This window comes from Corallococcus macrosporus DSM 14697, assembly GCF_002305895.1.
GTDB classification, from domain to species: domain Bacteria; phylum Myxococcota; class Myxococcia; order Myxococcales; family Myxococcaceae; genus Myxococcus; species Myxococcus macrosporus.
In genome coordinates, this window is the sequence record NZ_CP022203.1 from 5,764,751 (window position 1) to 5,785,196 (window position 20,446).

At 69.7% G+C, this 20,446-nt stretch carries 17 protein-coding genes; 5 read left to right on the plus strand and 12 right to left on the minus strand.

Annotation, left to right across the window (positions count from 1 at the left end; translation table 11 throughout):
• Positions 1 to 167 precede the first annotated feature (167 nt).
• On the plus strand, positions 168 to 2,933 hold the full coding sequence (locus MYMAC_RS23040; protein ID WP_095959658.1) for an SNF2-related protein: 2,766 nt from the start codon (positions 168 to 170) through the stop codon (positions 2,931 to 2,933).
• Here the strand turns inward: MYMAC_RS23040 and MYMAC_RS23045 are convergent.
• From MYMAC_RS23045 to aspS, 5 genes are all read right to left on the minus strand, one after another.
• Positions 2,915 to 3,283 (minus strand): Smr/MutS family protein, encoded by a 369-nt coding sequence (locus MYMAC_RS23045; RefSeq protein WP_013941242.1) that lies wholly within the window; start codon positions 3,281 to 3,283, stop codon positions 2,915 to 2,917. The two genes, MYMAC_RS23040 and MYMAC_RS23045, sit on opposite strands and share 19 nt — an antisense overlap.
• Positions 3,246 to 3,506 carry a hypothetical protein gene (locus MYMAC_RS23050; protein ID WP_204816902.1) on the minus strand — a complete coding sequence of 87 codons (261 nt, stop codon included), beginning with the start codon at positions 3,504 to 3,506 and terminating at the stop codon, positions 3,246 to 3,248. Before MYMAC_RS23050 ends, MYMAC_RS23045 begins: the two co-directional genes overlap by 38 nt.
• Positions 3,507 to 3,550: 44 nt before the next feature.
• Positions 3,551 to 4,606, minus strand: coding sequence for a DUF72 domain-containing protein (locus tag MYMAC_RS23055; RefSeq protein ID WP_095959659.1), 1,056 nt, complete (start codon positions 4,604 to 4,606; stop codon positions 3,551 to 3,553).
• Between the two features lie 174 nt (positions 4,607 to 4,780).
• Positions 4,781 to 5,704, minus strand: coding sequence for a diacylglycerol/lipid kinase family protein (locus MYMAC_RS23060; RefSeq protein WP_095959660.1), 924 nt, complete (start codon positions 5,702 to 5,704; stop codon positions 4,781 to 4,783).
• Between the two features lie 146 nt (positions 5,705 to 5,850).
• A complete protein-coding gene (gene aspS / locus MYMAC_RS23065; protein WP_095959661.1) occupies positions 5,851 to 7,671 on the minus strand; it encodes an aspartate--tRNA ligase in 1,821 nt (606 codons plus the stop codon).
• Between the two features lie 297 nt (positions 7,672 to 7,968).
• On the opposite strand from aspS, the gene MYMAC_RS23070 reads away from it, so the two are divergent.
• From MYMAC_RS23070 to MYMAC_RS23080, 3 genes are all read left to right on the plus strand, one after another.
• The gene (locus MYMAC_RS23070; RefSeq protein WP_013941247.1) at positions 7,969 to 9,258 is read left to right on the plus strand and encodes a hypothetical protein; all 1,290 of its coding nucleotides are present in this window, start codon (positions 7,969 to 7,971) and stop codon (positions 9,256 to 9,258) included.
• Between the two features lie 17 nt (positions 9,259 to 9,275).
• Entirely contained in the window at positions 9,276 to 10,034 is a 759-nt protein-coding gene (locus tag MYMAC_RS23075; protein WP_095959662.1) for a hypothetical protein, read from the plus strand.
• Positions 10,035 to 10,219: 185 nt separating this feature from the next.
• Positions 10,220 to 10,447, plus strand: a complete 228-nt coding sequence (locus MYMAC_RS23080) for a YHS domain-containing protein (protein WP_013941249.1) — start codon at positions 10,220 to 10,222, stop codon at positions 10,445 to 10,447.
• A gap of 155 nt (positions 10,448 to 10,602) precedes the next feature.
• Here MYMAC_RS23080 and MYMAC_RS23085 read toward each other — a convergent pair whose 3' ends face one another.
• Positions 10,603 to 11,967 carry an IS1182 family transposase gene (locus MYMAC_RS23085; protein ID WP_095957770.1) on the minus strand — a complete coding sequence of 455 codons (1,365 nt, stop codon included), beginning with the start codon at positions 11,965 to 11,967 and terminating at the stop codon, positions 10,603 to 10,605.
• A gap of 68 nt (positions 11,968 to 12,035) precedes the next feature.
• Positions 12,036 to 13,748 (minus strand): single-stranded-DNA-specific exonuclease RecJ, encoded by a 1,713-nt coding sequence (gene recJ, locus MYMAC_RS23090; RefSeq protein ID WP_095959663.1) that lies wholly within the window; start codon positions 13,746 to 13,748, stop codon positions 12,036 to 12,038.
• 227 nt (positions 13,749 to 13,975) lie between these two features.
• Between recJ and MYMAC_RS23095 the strand changes: the two genes are divergently transcribed.
• Positions 13,976 to 14,578: a hypothetical protein gene (locus MYMAC_RS23095; protein WP_013941251.1), complete on the plus strand. Its 603-nt coding sequence runs from the start codon at positions 13,976 to 13,978 to the stop codon at positions 14,576 to 14,578.
• Between the two features lie 97 nt (positions 14,579 to 14,675).
• On the opposite strand, the gene secF is transcribed toward MYMAC_RS23095, so the two are convergent.
• The 5 genes from secF to queA form a co-directional block, all read right to left on the minus strand.
• Positions 14,676 to 15,854, minus strand: a complete 1,179-nt coding sequence (gene secF / locus MYMAC_RS23100; protein WP_095959664.1) for a protein translocase subunit SecF — start codon at positions 15,852 to 15,854, stop codon at positions 14,676 to 14,678.
• Between the two features lie 23 nt (positions 15,855 to 15,877).
• Positions 15,878 to 17,650: a protein translocase subunit SecD gene (gene secD / locus MYMAC_RS23105; RefSeq protein ID WP_095959665.1), complete on the minus strand. Its 1,773-nt coding sequence runs from the start codon at positions 17,648 to 17,650 to the stop codon at positions 15,878 to 15,880.
• Positions 17,650 to 18,000, minus strand: a complete 351-nt coding sequence (gene yajC / locus MYMAC_RS23110; protein ID WP_013941254.1) for a preprotein translocase subunit YajC — start codon at positions 17,998 to 18,000, stop codon at positions 17,650 to 17,652. Before yajC ends, secD begins: the two co-directional genes overlap by 1 nt.
• A 142-nt stretch (positions 18,001 to 18,142) precedes the next feature.
• A complete protein-coding gene (gene tgt / locus MYMAC_RS23115) occupies positions 18,143 to 19,342 on the minus strand; it encodes a tRNA guanosine(34) transglycosylase Tgt (protein ID WP_095959666.1) in 1,200 nt (399 codons plus the stop codon).
• Between the two features lie 5 nt (positions 19,343 to 19,347).
• Positions 19,348 to 20,436: a tRNA preQ1(34) S-adenosylmethionine ribosyltransferase-isomerase QueA gene (gene queA / locus MYMAC_RS23120; protein ID WP_204816904.1), complete on the minus strand. Its 1,089-nt coding sequence runs from the start codon at positions 20,434 to 20,436 to the stop codon at positions 19,348 to 19,350.
• Between the last annotated feature and the right edge of the window lie 10 nt (positions 20,437 to 20,446).

Consider the following 20,446-nt stretch of genomic DNA (forward strand, 5'->3'; position numbering starts at 1 on the left):
GCAGTGTGCAGTCAACGTGTATCGGCATCGCTCGCGAAGAAGCGTGCCAATCGCGCGGAGGCCGAGTTTTCGGCCTCGGACACGACCCCCTTTACAGATAGGCGCGCGTCAACAAAATGGCCGGTCCTCGCTCGCCGTGACGGCGGGCTACCTCGAAAACACCACGGATGGAGACGGTCTTGGCGGAGGTCGCGAGGGGATTCAGGGTGGAGGTTGAGGCGGACGCGGCTGCGGCGGTGGCGGCGGCACGGATGCAGTCCGGGTCGGCGGAAGCCCCCGCGGCGTTGACGCCCTTCCATGAGCGGTTGCTGGCCGAGGAGCTGCTGGCCCGCAGCAGTGACACGAACCAGCGCCTGGCGGGCGCGCTGTCGGAAGCGAAGGTGGACCTCAACCCGCACCAGGTCGAAGGCGCCATGTTCGCGCTCGACTCGCTGTCGCGCGGCGGCTGCATGCTGGGCGACGAGGTCGGCCTGGGGAAGACGATTGAAGCGGGGCTCGTCATCGCCCAGCTCATGGCCGAGGGGAAGACGCGCATCCTCATCATGGCCCCGGCCACGCTGCGCGCGCAGTGGAACAGCGAGCTGCGGGAGAAGTTCGACCTGGACAGCGTGCTGGTGGACGGCCGCACCATGCGCGCCACCGGCAACTGCTTCGACCAGCCCTTCCCCGTCATCTGCTCGCACCCCTTCGCGGCCAACAAGGCGCACCTGACGGCGGAGATTCCGTGGGACCTCATCGTCATCGACGAGGCCCACCGCCTGCGCAACGCGCACCGGCCCAACAACAAGATGGGCCAGGCGCTGAAGGCCTCCCTGGCCGGCAAGCCCAAGCTGCTGCTCACCGCCACGCCGCTCCAGAACGACCTGATGGAGCTGTTCGGGCTGATGTCGCTGCTGGACGAGCAGATCCTGGGGCCCGAGCACGCCTTCCGCAGCCGCTACCGGGTGGATGAGGGCGGCGGCATGCCGGAGGCGGCGGCCGTGGAGCTGAAGGAGCGGCTGGCCCCCGTGGTGCAACGCACCCTGCGCCGGCAGGTGCGCGAGTACGTCCGCTACACCAACCGCCGCTCCATCGTGGAGGACTTCACCCCCTCCCCCGAGGAGCACGACCTCTACGAGAAGGTCAGCGAGTACCTCCAGCGCTCCGAGGCCGCGGCGATTGAACCCGGCAAGAAGACGCTGCTGACGCTCTGCTACCGCAAGCTGCTGGCGTCCTCCACGTACGCGATTGCCCCCACCCTGCGCCGGCTGTCGGACAACCTGGAGAAGCGGCTCCAGGCGGCGAAGCTGGGGCAGCAGGCCCTGGCGATGTTCGAGCCCGAGGAGGCCAGGCAGTTCGTCGAGGAGGGCGAGGAGTGGTCGGATGACCCGGCCAAGGCGCCCAACATCCGCGTCCTGGAGCAGGAGGTCTGGGAGCTGCGGCAGTACGCGGACCTGGCGGACTCCATCAAGGTCAACGCCAAGGGCGAGGCGCTCAAGCGCGGCCTGGACCGCACCTTCGCGGTGATGCAGTCGCACGGCTGGCCGGTGAAGGCGCTCATCTTCACCGAGTCCAAGCGCACGCAGCAGTACCTCTTCAAGCTGCTGTCGGAGAGCGGCTACCAGGGGAAGATTTCCCTGCTGTCCGGCGACGCGAGCACGCCCGAGGACCGGCGCGCGCTGGTGGAGGAGTTCCGCAACCGCACGCAGATCCTCATCTGCACCGAGGCGGGCGCCGAGGGCCTCAACCTCCAGTTCTGCAACCTGGTGGTGAACTACGACCTGCCCTGGAACCCGCAGCGCGTGGAGCAGCGCATCGGCCGCTGCCACCGGTATGGCCAGCAGCGGGACGTGCTGGTCATCAACTTCCTCAACCGGACCAACGCGGCGGACGCCCGCCTCTTCGAGCTGCTGGAGAAGAAGCTGAACCTCTTCGACGGCGTGTTCGGCGCGTCCGACGAAATCCTGGGCGCGCTGGAGAGCGGCGTCGACTTCGAGCGGCGCGTGCTGGACATCTACCAGTCCTGCCGCAAGCCGGAGGACATCAACACCGCCTTCGACAAGCTGCGCGAGGAGCTGGAAGGCCGCATCAGCAAGCGCATGACGGAGATGCGCTCGGTGGTGCTGGAGCGCTTCGACGGCGACGTGCGGCGGCGGCTGCGCGGGCAGAACGAGCAGACGAAGGAAGCCCTGGCCAAGCGCCAGCAGGAGGCCCGCGCCCTCACCGCCTCCGTGCTGGGCAGCCGCGCCTCGGGCCGGCTGGAGGTGGCGAAGGCCGCCTACGCCGTCAAGGAGCGCACACAGGACGCGGTGAGCTACCTGCAACTGGACGCGGCCGGCCTGCCCTCACGGCTGGCGCGGCTCGCGGGCAGCGAGGGCTGGTGGTTCGCGTACAAGTTCGAGACGACCGGGCTCAAGCCGGAGGAGAAGCTGGCGCACCTGGTGCTCGTGCGGGACAGGGACGGCTTCCGCGCGCTGCCCATGGCGGATGGCGCGCACTTCGTGAAGCTGGCGGCGAAGCCGGAGCGCCGGCGCCAGCCCGCGCCGGTGTCCGTGCAGTTGATGCAGGAGCAGGCGCTGGTGGCGGCGAAGGACGAAATCGTCCGGGCCGCGGAGCGGCGCAACGCCCTGGAGCTGGACAAGGCCAAGGAGCGCGCGGACCGCTACGTGGAGGACTGCCTCATGGAGTCGCGCGAGGCCGTGGAGGCCGCGCGGCAGGCGTGGATTGACGCGCGCAAGCAGGTGGGCGTGGCCGAGGACATCGCCGACAAGGCCAAGGCCCGCGCGCACTCAGACAGGATGGAGCGCGAGTACCGCCGCAAGCTGTCCTCGCTGCGCAACGAGGAGGAGAAGCGCTACGCCTCCAAGGACCGGCAGCTCGCGGAGCTGGCCAACAAGGCGAAGGTGACGGAGAAGCGCTCCCTCATCGCCTCCGCCTACTTCTGGCTGTCGTAGTCGGCCGGGCGCAGACGCACCCACGTCGCGCCCCAGCCTCCATCCCCTTCTCCGGCGGAGCGGAACGACTCCACCTCCGGCAGCCTGGGGAGCAGCGACTGCACGGTGCGCCGCAGCGCGCCCGTGCCCTTGCCGTGGATGATGCGCACGTCCAGGACGCCCTTCTGACGGCACGCCCACAGGTACTCCACCACCAGGTCCTTCACGTCGCGCGGGTGGAAGAGGTGCAGGTCCAGGTTCCCATCAATGGGAATTTCTACAGCCTCGTCCTCGGACGGCGGCGGCTCCGGCCCTTCGGGCGGGAGCGGCGGCTCATTCGCGTCCTGGACTGGCAGGCGTCTTCGGCTCACGCTCCCACTCCTGCTTCTCCTGCTCCGCTTGCAGGCGGCGCCGCTCGCGGGCGGCCTTGAAGCGCTCCGACAGGGACGTCACCTCGCTCTTCAGCGCGGAGAGGTTGGTGGAGACGCTGCCCGGGTCGCCGCGCTCGCGCCCGGCTGCCTGCTCGCCCTGAGCACCCGCGCCCCCCGCGGACATGAGCTGGACCACCAGGGCTGCCACCGAGATGACTGTCATGGAGGCACAGGTAAGCAAGACGCGTGCTCAGAGGCAAGCGGCGCTCAGGTGGAAGCGGCCCGCCGTTCGGCCTCTTCCCTCCGCCCCAGGACGACGCGCTCGGCCAGTTTGATGGCGGACAGTGGGGCGCTGCCCTCGGCCTTGTTGTTGATGGTGATGAAGGTGGGCTTGTCCCGGCGCAGCGCAGCCAGACACACCCGGGCCAGGACGTCCCGCGTGGGCACGTCCTCGTCCACCAGGTGATTGAAGGGCGCGTACTTCGCGCGCGCCTCCTCGTAGCCGAGGTCCGGCGGCAGCATCCACCGCACCACCAGCGCGCGGGCCTCGAAGGCGCGGGTGAGCTTCGCCTGGCGGCCCACGGGCGGCATGTGCGCCCACACCGCCAGCACCGGGCTGACGCCCACGTCCGCCAGGGCCTGGGCGAGCCCCTCCGTGAGCAGCGCCTCGTTGCGCACCTCCACCGCGTACAGCGGCCCCTTGGGCAAGGCGGAGAAGAAGGCGTGCAGCCGCTCCACGAAGCGCGCGGGCCCGCCCAGCGCCTGCGGGTCCTGCGGCGGGAACTGGAAGACGAGCGGCCCCGCCTTCTCCCCCAGCCCCTCCACGAAGGGCATCACGACGGCCTCCGTGGCATAGGCCGCGTGGAGGAAGCGCTCATTGGACTGCCCCCGCTGCGCGCCGTAGCGCTCGTGCGTGGGGAAGCGCGCCAGGGTGCAGACCTCGTGGGCCTTCACCAGGAAGCGGAAGGTGTCCGGCACCTGGGCGGCGTACTCGGCGAAGGCGCTGGCGGAGATGGGGCCGTAGAAGGTCCGGTCGATGCCCACCGTGCGCAGCACCGGGTGGTGCGCGTAGGCGGCCAGGCCCTCCCGCGCGAGCTGCGAGGCGGAGGCCTCGTGGTCATAGACGATGCCGGCCCACCCCGGGAATGTCCACGAGGACGTCCCGAGGAACACGCCCCGCGGCAGCTCCCGCCCCAGCGTGGCCAGCGCCTCCGGCACCGCCGCGGGCTCCACCGGCTGCGCGCCCTTGCGGCCCTTGGCGGGCGGCTCCACGGCGGCGCCGGTGAAGAGGTCGAGCTGTGCGGGTCCTCGCTCCTGAGGCATGGCGCGTCTCCTGGGCCAGTCCAGTCAGCGGCACCGCGGGCACGGTGCCGTGCATCCAGCGCAGGTAACGCCGGACGCCACCAGATGCAGGAGGTTGCCCCAGTTCAGCCCCACGTCCCAAGTGCCTTGTCGCCCGACAGGCGGCCGGGCGACGAAGCGGCTCGGGCGCGCGCCCTACACCTTGAGGCGGATGGCCCCGGGCATCAGCGTCATGGTGCACGGGAGACGGCCCGGCGTCTCGCCGTCCACGTCCAGGAACACGTCGCCGCCGTCCACGGGCTCGGCGCGCAGGGTGCGGCAGCGCAGGCGGCGCGTGCCCTTCCACGTCACGTGCGAGCCGTTGTAGACGCCCTTCGACTTGAGGACGAAGTCACTCAGGCCGTAGCCGGACCAGAGGGTGACGTCGAAGAGGCCGTCATGGGTGACGGCGTCCGGCGCCACGAACATGCCGCTGCCGAAGTAGCGGCCGTTGGCCACGGCCACCGCGGTGATGCCCAGCACCTCCTCCGGGCCTCCGTCCACCGACAGGCGCACCTGCCGCTCCGAGTACTTCACCAGGCCCTTCAGCGTGCCCCACATGAAGCTGAGGTGGCCGCCCAGGGCCTTGCTGCTCTGGTTGACCTCCTGGGCCACCACCGCGCTCACGCCGAAGGAGGCGATGTTGGCGAAGTAGCGCGTGGCGGGCTTGCCGTCGTTGTCCACGAAGTCCAGGCGGCCCACGTCGAAGGGCTCCGTCGCGTCGGAGCGCAGCCGCTCCAGCGAGGAGGCCAGGTCCAGCTCCCACCCGAAGGTGCGCCGGAAGTCGCCGCCCGTGCCCCGGGGAATCAGCCCCAGCGCGGCGTTGGGATTCAGCGCCTGGCCGTCCTGGAAGAAGCCGTTGGTGACCTCGTTGAGCGTGCCGTCACCGCCCACCGCGACGATGCACTCGTACCCGTCCAGGAGCGCCTGACGGGCGATGCGCGCCGCGTCCATGCCGCCCTGGGTGAAGCCGTGACCAAAGTCACCCAGCGCCCTGCCCACCTGCGCGGAAATCTCAGCCCAGCGCTTTCCCGTCTGGCCGTTGGCGCTGCGCGGATTGACCACGAGGAACGTCTTCATCAGGCCCTGCCCCTCCCTGTGCCCTCCCTGTTTACGCGGTTGTGCGCTGGCACTCCACTCCGCGCCCCGCGAAGGACGCGGAGGGTCCGCTGCCACCCCGCGTCAAACGGGGTGGCGCCAATACGAGGGCTCGCGTGCGCGCGGACTCAGGCCTTCTGCGCCACCGGGACCGGCCGCACGTGGACCTCCTTGAGCTGCCGGTCATCCACGTCGCCGGGGGCCCCCGTCAGCAGGTCGGTGCCCGTCTTGGACTTCGGGAACGGAATCACGTCGCGCAGGGACTCGGCGCCCGTCAGCAGGAAGGCCAGCCGGTCCATGCCCAGCGCGATGCCGCCGTGCGGCGGGGCGCCGAACTTCAGCGCGTCCAGCAGGAAGCCGAACTTGGTGCGCGCGTCCTCGTCGCTGATGCCCAGCGCCTTGAACACCTCCGCCTGCACCTTCGGGTCGTGCAGCCGGATGGAGCCGCCGCCAATCTCGAAGCCGTTGAGCACCACGTCGTAGCGGTGGCACTTCACCCGGCCCGGGTCCGTGAGCAGGAAGTCCACGTCCTCGTCGTGCGGGCGCGTGAAGGCGTGGTGCGCCGCCGCCCAGGTGTTCGTCTCGTCGTCGTACTCGAACAGCGGCGGATTCACCACCCACAGGAACTTCCACTGGCCGCCGCTGCCGTACTCCGGAATCAGGCCCAGCTTCTTGGCCACGTGCACGCGCAGGTTGGCCATCACCGTGTGGACCAGCGACTCCTTGCCGAACTGGAACAGGAGCAGGTCGCCCGTCTTCGCGCCCACCGCCTGGTTGATGGCCTGCCGCAGCGCGGGGCTGATCGTCTTCGACAGCGGGGACTGCGTCCAGTCGCCGCCGTCCGCCACCTTCGCGCGGGCCAGGCCCTTGGCGCCGGCCTGCTTGGCGAACTCCTCCAGCTTGTCGCTCTCCGCGCGGCTCATCGCCTTGTCCGCGGGGATGACCATGGCCTTGACGATGCCCTTGTTCTGCACGGCCTCCCACATCATGGGCACGCCGCCGGCCTCGCCGTGCTCGCGGATGAGGTCGGTGAGCACCACGTGCTCCAGGCCGAACCGCAGGTCCGGCTTGTCGTTGCCGTACTTCGCCATGGACTCGTAGAAGTCCATCCGCATGAAGGGCGTGGGGATGTCGATGCCCAGCACCTCGCCCCACAGCTTCTTCAGCAGGCCCTCAATCATGGTGAAGATGTCGTCCTGCGTGACGAAGCTCATCTCCACGTCGATTTGCGTGAACTCCGGCTGCCGGTCCACGCGCAGGTCTTCGTCGCGGAAGCACTTCACGATCTGGAAGTACCGGTCGAAGCCCGCCACCATGAAGAGCTGCTTGTAGAGCTGCGGGCTCTCCGCCAGCGCGTAGAACTTGCCCGGGTTGAGGCGGCTGGGGACCAGGAAGTTGCGCGCGCCGCCCGGCGTGTACTTGCCCATGAAGGGCGTCTCCAGCTCCAGGAAGCCGTTGTCCACCATGTAGGAGCGGGTCAGCGCGTTCATCTTCGAGCGCGTCATCAGCGAGCGCTGCAGCGGCGCGCGGCGCAGGTCCAGGAAGCGGTGGGCCAGGCGCTTGTCCTCGGACGTGTCGATGCTGTCCTCGATGGGGAACGGCGTCGGCTCGGAGCGGTTGAAGATGGTGAGGTCGCTGGCCCGGATCTCGATTTCACCCGTCTTCATCTTCGGGTTCACGTTCTTCCCGCGCGACACGACCTTGCCGCGCACGCCCACGCAGAACTCCAGCCGCAGGCTGCCGGCGAGCGCGTGCGCCTCCGCGTGGTCCGGCTCGAACACCACCTGCGTGAGCCCGTCCCGATCCCGCAGGTCGATGAACACCGCGCCGCCGTGGTCCCGGCGGTTGTGCACCCAGCCGAAGAGGACGACTTCCTCGCCGACGTTGGTCGCGGTGAGATGACCGCAAGTGTGGGTACGCTTGACCTCGGAGATGAACGGGACTGCCATGGCACCGCCTGCTGGATTCGAAGGGGAAGAAGGCGAGGCACCATACGGATCGTGGAAACGACGCGTCAAGGAATCCGAGCGCCCCTGACCTGTCTCAAACCGTCGGATTCAGGGCGGATTCCGGGTTCGGGCCCTGGGGGGGCGAGCCCCGGCGCGCGCCGTCCGGCCGCCCTCCCCGCGGGGGAATCCCGCGCCGCGCCCCGCCTCACCCGCCCAGGCCCGGCGGAGGCCCCTGGGCGCGGGCACGGGGCGGCCGGGGGCATACACGTTCCGCGCGGTCCGGAGTAGAACGGCGGCATGCTCCGAACAGTCATCGCCTCCACCGCCGCGCTGGGACTGGCCGCCGGCTGTGCGCCCGATTCGACCGCGCCCGTCAAGGTCAGCGCCCTGGTGCTCTCCAGCAATGGCCAGTACGTCCCCCAGGAGGTGCAGCTCGAGACCATCTCCGACATCGTCGGCCTCAAGGGCACGGTGGCGGACCTCCAGGGCGGCGCGCGCATCGTCATCGACTCCAACGACCCGGACCTGAACAACGCCACCACGCCGGAGGGCTACGCCAACGCCCTGCTGAAGAACGCCGGCCGCGACGTCAGCGCCAACTACATCTCCCAGGGCGGCGTGCTGTGGCCGGCCGACTTCCACACCTGGAACATGGTGACGGCCTACTACAGCATGGAGCGCGCCTACGATTACTTCCGCGTCGTCGGCAACCTCCCCGCGGAGGACTTCAAGGAGCCCGTCACCACGTACTACTTCCCGGAGTTCGTGCTCGCGGACCTGGACAAGGACCCGCTCAGCGACAACGCCATGTACTTCTCCGTGCTGGAGTCGTTCCTGGTGCTGCCCTTCGACGAGCTCCAGCGCGCCCCCCTGGCCATCAACGCCGGCATCATCGCGCACGAATACGCGCACCGCGTCTTCAACCTGAAGGCGTACGGCGGCCTCCAGTTCCCGGAGGCGCTCACGCTGTGGCAGCAATCCGGCGCCAGCCCGGGCGCCAACATCCTCAAGTCCTTCGACGAGGGCCTGGCGGACTACCACGCGTACGGCGCCACCTGTCAGACGACCCAGGGCGGCAAGGGCTGTGACACGCGCTTCTTCTCCACGTCCTTCCACGGCAACACCTACGGCCAGGTGACGGAGGACCGGGACCTGGCCCGCGTGGACCGCTGCATGGACGCGTCGCTGCTGAACCAGCTCTACAACCAGAACCTGAGCGCGTTCAGCGGCAACGAGTACCGGGTGGGCACGCTGCTCGCCAGCGCCCTCTACCAGGCCGGCGAGGCGACCGGTCAGCGCGACGTGCTGCTGCGCGCCATCGTCGCCTCGTACAACGACGAGAGCACCACCACGCCCGGCCTCTACCAGCTCGCGCGCGCCACGCTGGCGGACCAGTCCCGCTTCACCCTGTCCGTGGCCGCCAGCGCCATCATCACCCACATCACCGACCTGCGCCTGAAGGAGGCCGTCTGCAACGAGCTGATGGACCACCTCCAGATTCCGCGCGCGGAGCTCGTCGGCAACGACCCCAACATGTGCCCGCCCAGCGCCGCGGGTGGCACCACCTGCCCCCGCCTGGACCTGTGAGCATGAGGACTGCTTCCGTGAAGACGTGGCTCTTGCGTTGCGCCCTGGGCAGCCTCGCCCTGTCCGCTCCCGCCCTGGCCCAGGACGAGGACGACCCCTACGCCTACCCGGACGAGGTGCCCGCCGACGACGCCTCCGAGTCCTACGACGAAATCCGCCCCAAGGTGGACCAGACGGACGACTTCCGCCGCGTGTCCGAGCAGGAGCACGACGACGGTGAGGACGACTTCAAGCCCCTCTCCGGGCTCGATGATCCGAACCTCGGCGTGGCCATGGAGTTCATCGCCGGCGCCCTCTTCCTGGACAGCCCGCGCGGCCGGTTCGCGGAGACGCGCCCGGGCCTGGGCGTGCGCGCCACGTGGGAGTACGGCCGCATCCTCGACGATGAGGCCCTGCGCGAGGCCCTCTGGGCCGACCTCCGCTGGACCTTCGGCGGCACCAGCGACGGCACCGACTTCATCCAGGCCAACTCGAACTTCCACTACTTCACCATCGCCCCGGCCTATGAGCTGAAGCTCGGCAAGTCCGACTTCGGCTTCTACGCCCAGGCGGGCGGCGGCATCGCGTACACGGCGTCCACGCTCGACATCGACACGGCGCAGACCAAGGTGAGCGGCATCAAACCGCTCATCCAGTACGGCGTGGGCTTCCGCGGCCGGCCCCGCCTCACCTCCTCCGGGAACTTCCGCCTCGCCTTCCGGCTGGAGGCGCTGGGTTACCGCCGGGGCTACCAGAACGACTTCTTCCTCGGCGGCAGCCTCGGCACCGCCTTCTGAAGTCGCCTCCACCGGCCGCTCGCCGCGCCTCCCGCGGCGGGCGGCCATGTAGATTTTTCCACCGCCTCCCCGCCTCGCCCGCGCCCCCTCCTTGCGACTTCAAGGAGTTGGCGCTGGCACGCCGCGTGCTCTGACTCCTGGGCGGGACGGGAACGTGGGTTCCCCTGGGGGCTGGGAGGCGAGCGATGAGGAACGCGCAGGGACAGGGACAGCACTTGGACCCCGTATGTGGGAAGGCCTTGGACACACCCGAGGGCCGCCCCACCGCTGAGTACAAGAAGCGCCGTTACTTCTTCTGCTCCGAGCGGTGCCGCCACGCCTTCGAGAAGCAGGCGGAGCGCTTCCGCTTCAACGAGCTGGCCCGCGTCGGCGCGCTGATGACGCCGGGCCGCGTCCGCTGGGGCATCGCGTGAGGCACCGGCCCTAGGAGCGTGTTGCTGTAAGGGGCAAGGGGCCGGGTGACGTGCGCCCTGCAGCATATGGGCCGCCTGCCCCTCTCCCGGCAGGGGGCGCCCGTGGAAGGAATGTTCGTTCCACGTCCGCCCTTCGCGGGCGGACGCCCCTCCTGCTACGTGGCCCCCATCGCGCCGTGCAGCTTGCGGAGGTTGTGGGTGAGACAGATGAGCGCCCACTCGCCGCGCGCCTTCTCCAGCCCGCGCAGCAGCAGTTGCCGGAAGCCTCGCCCCTGCTTGATTTGGCCGAAGGGCGGCTCGGCCGCCACCTTGCGCCGGGCGTACACCTGGCGGCCCTTTTTCGTCCTCAGCCGGCGCGCCATCCACTGCTTGAGGCTCAAGTCTCGAGGCCTCCGCCCCCGCACTGGCGGGGGCTGCACCCCATGCTTGAGTCGGCCGGTGGCGATGTACGCGTCGACGCCCATGCTCGCCGCACGCACCACGTTCTGCTCGGAGAAGTAGCCGCTGTCGGCTGTCACCGCCCCGGGCACCTCGCCGCAGTTCTCCACCACCTGCTCCAGCAGCGGCAGCAAGTGCTCGACATCCGGCGGCTGGTTGGTAAGCGCCTGCGCCACGATGATTTGGTGCGCCTCGTCCACGGCCGCCTGCGCGTTGAAGCCCTGAATGAAACCGTCCTTCGTCTTCTGGATTCGGCTCTCCGGGTCGGTGAAGTTGCGCTGGGCCTTGGGGGTGGGCTTGCCGTCCTTCTCGGTAGGCACCCGGTGCTCGGGCAGGGGCGTCGGCCCAGACGGCGGCTCGTCGTCCGAGTCCTTCTTCTTCTGGGCCTCTTGCGCCTCATGGGCGGCCCGGGCTTCCGCCTCCAGCTCCGCCTTGGCCTCGCGGATTTTCGCCAGCCGCGTCTCGGCCCGCTGCAACTCCTTCGGCAACTCGTCGCCTCGCCTCAGCTTGCCGTAGAGTCGGTCCTCCGCCGCGTCCGCCTCCTCGGCCGCCTTCAGCAGCGCGGCCACCTTCTCGGCCAACTCCTTCTCGCGCTGCTGCATGCGCTCGTAGCTCATCGCCTTGTGCTTGCTGGCATTCGCCTTCAGCTTCGTGCCGTCCAGCGCCACGTGCCCCAGCTTCACCAGCCCCGCCTTCTGGCACAGCGCCAGCACCTGCACGAAAAGTCCCGCCAGCACGTCCAGGTGCTGGCGACGGAACTCGCTCACGCAGGTGTGGTCCGGGTGCTGCCCCGCGGCGATGACTCGGAAGGCGACGTCCTCGTACGTCTTCTTCTCAATCCTGCGCGAGGAGGCCACTCCCACGCAGTAGGCGTACAGCAGCAGCCCCACCATCATCCGCGGGTGGTGCGGCGGATAGCCACGCAGCTCCCGCTCATACCGGGCCAGCAGCGGCCTGAGGTTCAGCTCCGCCACCGTGTCCAGGATGAAGTACGCCAGGTGCCCGGCCGGCAGCCAGTCTCGGGGCGAGGGCGGCAGCAACTCCGACTGCTCGGGTGCGTAGGGGCGGAAGACCTTGCTCATGCGTAGGCAAGCGCATCACGCCCTTGCCTACGCCTCAAGTAGGTTCTTGCCGTTACTCCAACACGCTCCTAGGCGGCCACGCGCAGGTCCTTGAGCCGCAGGGACAGCTTGCGCTGGCCTCGGAAGGTGTCGAAGCCGGCCTGGAAGGCCAGGTCCACCGGGCCATCCACCAGCGTGGCCCGGTCCGCCATGTTGAAGCCAATGGCGTCCAGCTCCGGCGCGTCCATCAGGGCCAGCTTGAGGTGTCCGCTGCCGGTGCCGGACTTGGGCTGCAGCACGCGCGGGCGGGCCACCTGCCGGCGCAGCACCAGCACGGGCTCCGGGTTGCCCTGGCCGAAGGGCCCCAGCCGCTGGAGCGACTCCACGGCGTGCGCGTCCAGTTCGTGGGGGTTCACCACCGCGTCCACGCGGCAGCGCGGAATCAGGTCCTCCGGCGTCAGGCGCTGGTGGGCAATCTTCTCGAAGGCCTCCCGGAAGGCGGGCAGCCGGTCCGCGTCGATGGTGAGCCCCGCGGCGTGCTTGTGGCCGCCGAAGCGCGTCAGCAGCTCCGCGCAGCCACTGAGCGCGTCGTGCAGGTGGAAGGCCTCGATGCTGCGCGCCGAGCCCTTCCCCACGCCGTCCTTCACCCCCACCATGACGGTGGGCCGGTAGAAGCGCTCCACCACGCGCGAGGCGACGATGCCGATGACGCCCGGGTGCCAGCCCTCGTCGTACAGCACCAGGCCGCGCGCGTCCTTCAGCGACTCCGCCTGGGCCAGCGCCTGCGTGAGGATGCTGCTCTCGATGCCCTGGCGCTCCGCGTTGGCGCGGTCCAACACCGCGGCCAGCGAGCGCGCCGTCTCTGGCGACTCCGAGCACAGCAACTGGAGCCCCAGCGAGGCGTCATGGAGCCGGCCCGCCGCGTTGATGCGGGGCCCCAGGCGGAAGCCCACCTGGCCCGCGGTGACGGAGGCGTCCGGATCCAGGCCCGCCACCTCCTTCAAGGCGCGCACGCCCGGACGGCGGGCCGCGCTCAGCTCCTGGAGGCCGTGGGACACCAGGATGCGGTTGGCGCCGGTGAGCGGCACCACGTCCGCCACCGTGGCCAGCGCCACCAGGTCCATCAGGGCGCGCAGGTTGGGCTCCTTGCGGCTGGCGAAGAAGCCCTCGTCGCGCAGGCGCTTGCGGAGGCCCATGCAGAAGTTGAAGGCCACACCCGCGGCGCACAGCGCCTTCGTCGGGTACTCGCAGCCGGGCTGGTGCGGGTTGAGCACCGCCACCGCGGGCGGCAGCGTGGGCGGCACCGTGTGGTGGTCCACCACCAGCACGTCCAGGCCCAGCTCCCTGGCGCGGGTAATCTCCGCCACCGAGGTGATGCCGCAGTCCAGCGTCACCAACACCCGCGTGCCCTCCGCGGCGATGCGCTCCACCGCGTTGACGTTGAGGCCGTAGCCCTCATCCAGCCGGTGGGGGATGTACGTGGCGGGCGGCGCGCCCAGCTCCTTCATGAAGAGGTAGAGCAGCGACGTGGAGCAGACGCCGTCCACGTCGTAGTCGCCGTAGAGCGTCACCTTCTCCCGCGAGCGAATCGCGCGGATGAGGCGGTCCACCCCCGCCGGCATCCCCTTCATCCGGAACGGGTCCGGCAGGTCCGCGAGCCGGTCGGACAGGAACGCCGACGCGGACTCCGGGGTGCGGTAGCCACGGTGCAGCAGCACCTTCGCCGCGAGCGGGTGCAGTGACAGCTCTCCCGCGAGGGACGCCACCTCCTGCTCGACCACATCTGGAAGCAACCACCGCACGCTCGGCACCCCTCCTCGCCTTCTCCAACAGGGAGTTGGCGGGATGAATTGGCTACGAAGGCGACAGTACCTCAGACGTCTGACCAGGACAGTCCAACCTTGAGCCCGACACTTCCCCTCCTGCACGGGCGTTCAGCCAAGCGCACGCATGGTGGCTCGCTGCTTCACGCGCCGTCGGCCAGGTGTGCGCAGGTTCAAACGCACACCCGAAAACAGTGAGGTCGAGCATGCATCCAAGAGGCATCCGGGCCGCCACGCTGGCCCTGGCATTCGCCGCGCTGGGCACCGCGGGTCCGGCGGCGGCGCAGGAGCGGCGCGAGGGCAAGCGCGGTGACGTGAATGTGTTCCTCCGCGGCGGCGTGGGTGATTACACCGGAGGCCTGGGCGACCTGACGAGCACGGGCCCGGCGTGGGGCGTGACGCTCAACGTCCAGCCCACCACCTTCCTCGGCTTCGAGCTCGGCTACGAGGGCTCGCGCAACGGCATCACCGACGGCCGCCTGCTGGAGCAGCCGGCGCTCATCCGCCAGGGCGGCAGCGCGCTGCTGAAGGTGTCGCCGCCCTTCCTCACCGCCATCCGCCCCTTCGTGGGGGCGGGCCTGGGCGTCTCCTTCATGGACGTCAGCGGCCCCGCGGAGAGCCTGTACGCGTCGGACACGATGCCGGAGGTGCCGCTGGCCGCGGGCGTGGAGTTCAACCGCGGCGCGCTCACCGCGGGCATCCGGACCACGTACCGTGTCCTCCTCAGCGAGGGCTGGGCGGACGGCGCCGTGGAGGACACCAACGGCGGCCTGCTGGACGCCTCGCTCACGCTGGGCGCGCGCTTCTGACGGGGCCCTTGAAACACCCAGGGCCCTGCTTCCGGTGAAGGAAGAGGGCCCTGGTCGCCAGCCCTCCCTCAACGGGAAGGCCTCGGGTCCGCGCGGCTCAGGCCGCGTTCGGCTGCTGGTGGTCCACGTTGCCGCTGGCGCGCAGACGGGCTTCCTTCGCCGCGGCGCGCTCGTCCAGCCAGATGGTCAGCGGGCTGGCGATGTAGATGGTCGAGTACACACCGACCACGATGCCGACCAGCATCGCCATGGCGAAGTCGAAGATTTCGCCCACGCCGAAGATGAGCAGGCCGATGAGCGACAGCGCCGTGGTGCCGGACGTGAGGATGGTGCGGCCCAGCGTGTCGTTGATGGCGATGTTGATGACCTCCGCGAAGGGCTTGCCCTTGAACTTGGCCATGTCCTCGCGGATGCGGTCGTAGATGACGATGGTGTCGTTGACGGAGTAGCCCACCACCGTCAGCAGCGCCGCGATGGCCGTCAGGTTGAACTCGCGCCGGCTCACCAGGTAGTAGCCCGACACCATGATGACGTCGTGGACCATGGCCACGAGCGCGCCCGGACCGAACTTGAAGTCGAACCGGAACGCCACGTAGATGAGGATGGCGACCATGGAATACAGCAGCGCCATGATGCCGCGGTTGCGCAGCTGCTTGCCCACCTGCGGGCCCACGTAGTCCACGCGGCGCTGCTCGAAGTCCGGCTTCTCCAGCCCGGCGCCAAGCGCGGCGACCACGCGGTCCGCCATGCCGCTGGCCACCACCTGGTAGTCGTAGCCCGTGCCGCCCTGGGCCTCGCCCAGGTCACGCACTTCCTGCACGCCGATGCCCGCCGACTCCACCGCCTTCGTGACGGCGGCGGCGTCCATGGGCTGCTCCGAGCGGAAGCGGATGATGCCGTTGGCCAGGTCCGAGTAGACGTTGCGCACGCCGCCGAGCGCCTCCAGGGCCTCCTTGCCCTTGGCGCCGCTCTCCTCGTTGAGCTGCGTGACGCCGCCCATGCGGATGAGGAAGGTGTTCTCATCCGCGGCGCCGATGTTCTGCACGCTGACGTCCGGCAGCCCGCCCTTCTCCGCGCGCTCACGGACCTCCTGGGCGGTGACGGGGTGGTCGAACTTCACCTCCACCACCGTGCCACCCGCGAAGTCCACGCCGAAGTTGAAGCCGAAGGCGGCGATGCCGACGATGATCGCCAGGTTCAGCAGCGTGGAGAGAAACAGCGCGGGCTTGCGCTTGCTGATGAAGTCGATGTTCGTCTTGTTCTTGAGAATCTGCATGACGGTTCCCGGACTCCGGCCGGTCAGACGGAGACGACCTTCGCGTTACGACCGTGGACGAAGTAGGTCATGATGACTCGCGTCACCGTGATGGACGTGAACAGCGACGCCAGCAGGCCGATGATGAGCGTGGTGGCGAAGCCCCGCACCGGCCCGGTTCCCGTGAAGAACAGGATGAAGGCGGAGATGAGCGCCGTCACGTGCGAGTCGAAGATGGTCCAGAAGGCCCGGTCGTAGCCCTGGTCCACCGCCGCCCGGGCCGACTTTCCGTGGCCCAGCTCCTCGCGGATGCGCTCGTTGATGAGCACGTTGGCGTCCACCGCCACGCCCAGCGTCAGCACGAAGCCGGCGATGCCCGGCAGCGTCAGCGTGGCGTTGAAGAAGGCCAGTCCCGCCAGGATGAGCAGGCCGTTCAGCAGCAGCGCGATGTCCGCGATGAGGCCGGAGGCCTTGTAGTAGAGCGCCATGAAGAGGACGACCAGGCCCAGGCCGAGCACCGCCGCCAGGCCGCCCTTGCGGATGAGCTCGTCACCCAGGCTGGCGCCCACCTGACGAATCTCCCCCACCGTCACCGGGGCCGGCAGCGCGCCCGCCTTCAGCACCAGGGCCAGCGTCTGGGCCTCGCCCAGCCACTCCTCGAAGGTGCGGCCGCCCATGCGGCCCATGGTGATGCGCGCCGAGCCGCCGCTGATCTTCTCGTTGATGTTCGGCGCCGTCTGGACGTTGTCGTCCAGCACGATGGCCATGCGGCGGCCGACACCGGCCTCGGTGAGCCGCTCGAACTCACGCGCGCCCGCGGGGTCGAAGGAGATGTTCACCTCCGGCTCGTTGAGCTGGCTGATGTTCGCGTCCGCGCCCGCCAGGCTCTCGCCGGTCAGCGGCACGTTCCTGTCCAGCAGGTAGGAGCGGTACGAGGTGCACTCGTTCTTCTTCACCGGGTTGGCGATGCACTCGGTGAGCACCACCCGGTTCTCCGGCACCTTGTCCTGGGTGTAGCTGATGATGGCCTCGCGCGTGGGGGCCTGGAGCTGCGGGAAGCCGCCCTCCGTCGTCAGGGTGATGTCGCTGCCCTCCGGCGGCGGGGTGGCCTGCAGGAGCTGCGCGAAGAACTGCGGGTTGGAGTCATCCACCATCCGGAACTCGAGCTGCGCGGTGGTGCCCACCAGCTCCTTCGCCTGCTCCGGGTTGCTGCGGCCCGGCAGCGAAATCTGGATGGAGTCGGAGCCCAGCTTGCGCACGTCCACTTCCGCCACGCCCCACTTGTCGATACGGCGGCGGATGACGAGCATCGCCTGGTCCACCGCTTCGGTGCGGAAGACGTTGGCCTGGCTCTCGTCCTGCACCAGCGTCAGGGCGGCGCCGCTGCGGCTGACTTCCTTGAAGTCGGTGAAGGTGGCCAGGACCTCCTTCTGGATGGCGTCCATCGTCGCCGGGTCCTTGGCCGTCAGGGTGACCTCGAGCTTCTCCGGGTCCGTGTCCGCCGTCACCTCGCCCAGCTTCTTGTCATTGACGTAGTTGACAATCTGCTGCGCGCGGCGCTCGGTCCGCTTCTGGAGCGCCGTCTTGGTGTCCACCCGCATCACCATGTGGATGCCGCCCTGGAGGTCCAGCCCCAGGTTCAGGCGGTACTTCGCGGGGGGCGCCCAGCTCGGCATGCGCTCCTCGAGCACCGCCAGGTTGTTGCGCTGGTCCCGGTCGAGCACGACGAGCGAGTAGTACGTCGGGATGAGGAACCAGATGGAGCCCAGCGTCACCGCGACGATGAGTCCGAACTTCCACCACCAGCCGCGGTCCATTACTTCTCCTCCTTCTTCTCAGCGGCCGCCGCCGCCGAGGCCGCGGCTTCCGCCACCATGCCCTTCGCGCTGATGGCCGTCTTGAGCACGCGGATGCGCACGCCGCTGGCGACTTCCAGCGTCACGGTGCGCTCATCCACGAGGTGAATCTTCCCGAGGATGCCCCCGGAAGTGACGACCTCATCACCCTTCTTCAGCGCGGAGAGGAGCGCACGGTGCTCCTTCAACTGCTTCTGCTGGGGGCGGATCATCACGAAGTACATGATGCCCACCAGGATGACCAGGAAGCCCAGGGTGCCCAGCGGATTGCCACCGCCGGCCTGCGCCAGAATCAGAAAGCTCTCAGCCACACACTGCCTCGTCGGTTGAGGAAAGCTTGGGATGGGAGGCCCCCCATTTTGTCCGAGGAACCCATCCGAAAGGGGGCCCTCTTAGCAAGGGGGGCCCATGTGAGCAAGTGAACGCGGGAAGCCGGGCAATCCATCCGCCCGGTCAGCGACCGCGGGTCCGTTCGGCCTCCTGTGCCCTGGCGCGGGCACGGAAATCCCGGGCAAAGGCGGCGAACCGGTCCTCTGCCACCGCGCGCCGGACTTCTGCCATCAGTCCCAGGAAGTAGTGGAGGTTGTGAATCGTGTTGAGCCGCATGGCCAACAGCTCCTGGGCGGCGAAGAGGTGCCGGAGGTAGGCCCTGCTGAAGTTGCGGCAGGTGTAGCAGGCGCACGCAGGGTCCACCGGCCGCGGGTCCCGGGCGTAGGCCGCGTTCCGGATGACGACCTTGCCCTCCGAGGTGAAGAGCAGGCCGTTGCGCGCGCACCGGGTGGGCAGGACGCAGTCGAACATGTCCACCCCGTGCTCCACGCAGGTGACCAGGTCCACGGGCGTGCCCACGCCCATCAGGTAACGCGGCTTGTCGCGGGGCAGCAGGGGCGCCGAGTAGGCCACGCCGTCGTGCATGGCCTCCGGCGCCTCGCCCACGGAGTAGCCGCCCAGGGCGTAGCCGGGGAGGTCCACCGCGCACACCTCCTCGGCGTGGCGCTTGCGCAAATCCTCGTGCAGGCCGCCCTGGACGATGCCGAACAGCGACGAGCGCTCGCGGCTCCAGGCCTTCACGCACCGGTGCAGCCAGCGCGTGGTGCGGGCCAGGGAGGCCTCCAGGTAGGCCCGGTCCTCGGTGGAGGGCGGGCACTCGTCGAAGGCCATGATGACGTCGGCGCCCAGCGTCTCCTGGATGTCGATGGAGCGCTCGGGCGTGAGGAAGTGCCGCGCGCCGTCCAGGTGCGACTGGAAGGCGGCGCCCTCCTCGGTGATCTTGCGCTTCCCGGACAGGCTGAACACCTGGAAGCCGCCGCTGTCGGTGAGCATGGGCCGGTTCCACGACACGAAGCGGTGCAGGCCGCCCAGCTCCCCCACCAGCGCCTCGCCGGGGCGCAACATCAAGTGGTAGGTGTTGCCGAGGATGATCTGCGCGTCCAGCGTGAGCAGGTCATCTGGCCCCACGCCCTTGACGCTGCCCACGGTGCCCACGGGCATGAAGATGGGCGTCTCCACGGGGCCGTGCGGGGTGTGCAGCCGTCCCCGGCGGGCCTTCGTTCCGGACGCGTCCTCGTGGAGGAGCTCGAAGCGGACCATCCCCGGCTCCACGCGGGTGTCGCCCTTGCCACCTTGCTGCTTCACTTCCTGCTGCTCGCCCATGGCGTTCACTCCGACACCAGCATGGCGTCGCCGTAACTGAAGAACCGGTAGCCCGCGCGGACCGCCTCCGCGTAGGCCTCCAACGTGCGCTCCCGTCCGAGCAGCGCGCTCACGAGCACCACCAGCGTCGAGCGCGGCAGGTGGAAGTTGGTGAGCAGCAGGTCCACCTGGCGGAAGGCGAAGCCGGGACGGATGAAGAGCGTTGTCTCACCGGGGCCCGCGCGCAGCCGCCCCGTCTCCGCGTCGGTGGCGGACTCCAGGGTGCGCACCACGGTGGTGCCCACGGCCACCACGCGCCGGCCTTCCGCGCGCGCCGCGTTGACGGCCATGGCGGTGGACTCGGGCACGGTGTAGCGCTCCGGGTGCATGTGGTGCTTGTCCAGGTCGTCCTCGCGCACCGGCAGGAAGGTGCCCGGCCCCACGTCCAGCGTCACCAGCGCCCGGTGGATGCCGCGGGCCTCCAGCGCCGCCAGCGTCTCCTGGGTGAAGTGCAGCCCCGCGGTGGGCGCGGCCACGGCCCCGGAGGCGCGCGCATAGACAGTCTGGTAGCGCTCCGCGTCCGTCGCGTCCGGCTCCCGGGAGATGTAGGGCGGCAGCGGCAGGCGCCCCGCCGCGTCGAGCAGCTCGGCCAGCGAGGTGCCCGCGGGCGCCTGGAAGCGCACGCGGTACTCCCCGCCTCCCAGCGCCTCCTGGATTTCGGCCTCCAGGCCGCCCGCGAAGCTCACGCGCTGCCCGGGCTTGAGCCCCTTGGAGGCCTGCCCCAGGCAGACCCAGTCGAGCGACTCGGGCGCCTCCCCGAGCGCCGCCGAGGTGAGCGTGTGCTGCGCCGCCGGGCGGACCACGAGCAGCTCCACCCGCCCCCCGGTGCCGGCCTTCTGGCCCAGCAGGCGCGCGGGGATGACGCGGGCGTCGTTGAGGACGAGCACGTCTCCGGGGCGCAATAGCTCCTGGAGGTCGGCGAAGCGGCGGTGGGACCAGGCGCCGCTGGAGCGGCTGACGGTCATCAGGCGCGACGCGTCCCGCTCGGCCAGGGGGGCCTGGGCGATCTGGGATTCGGGCAGCGCGAAGTCGTAATCAGAGAGACGGGACGACACGGGGGTGGCG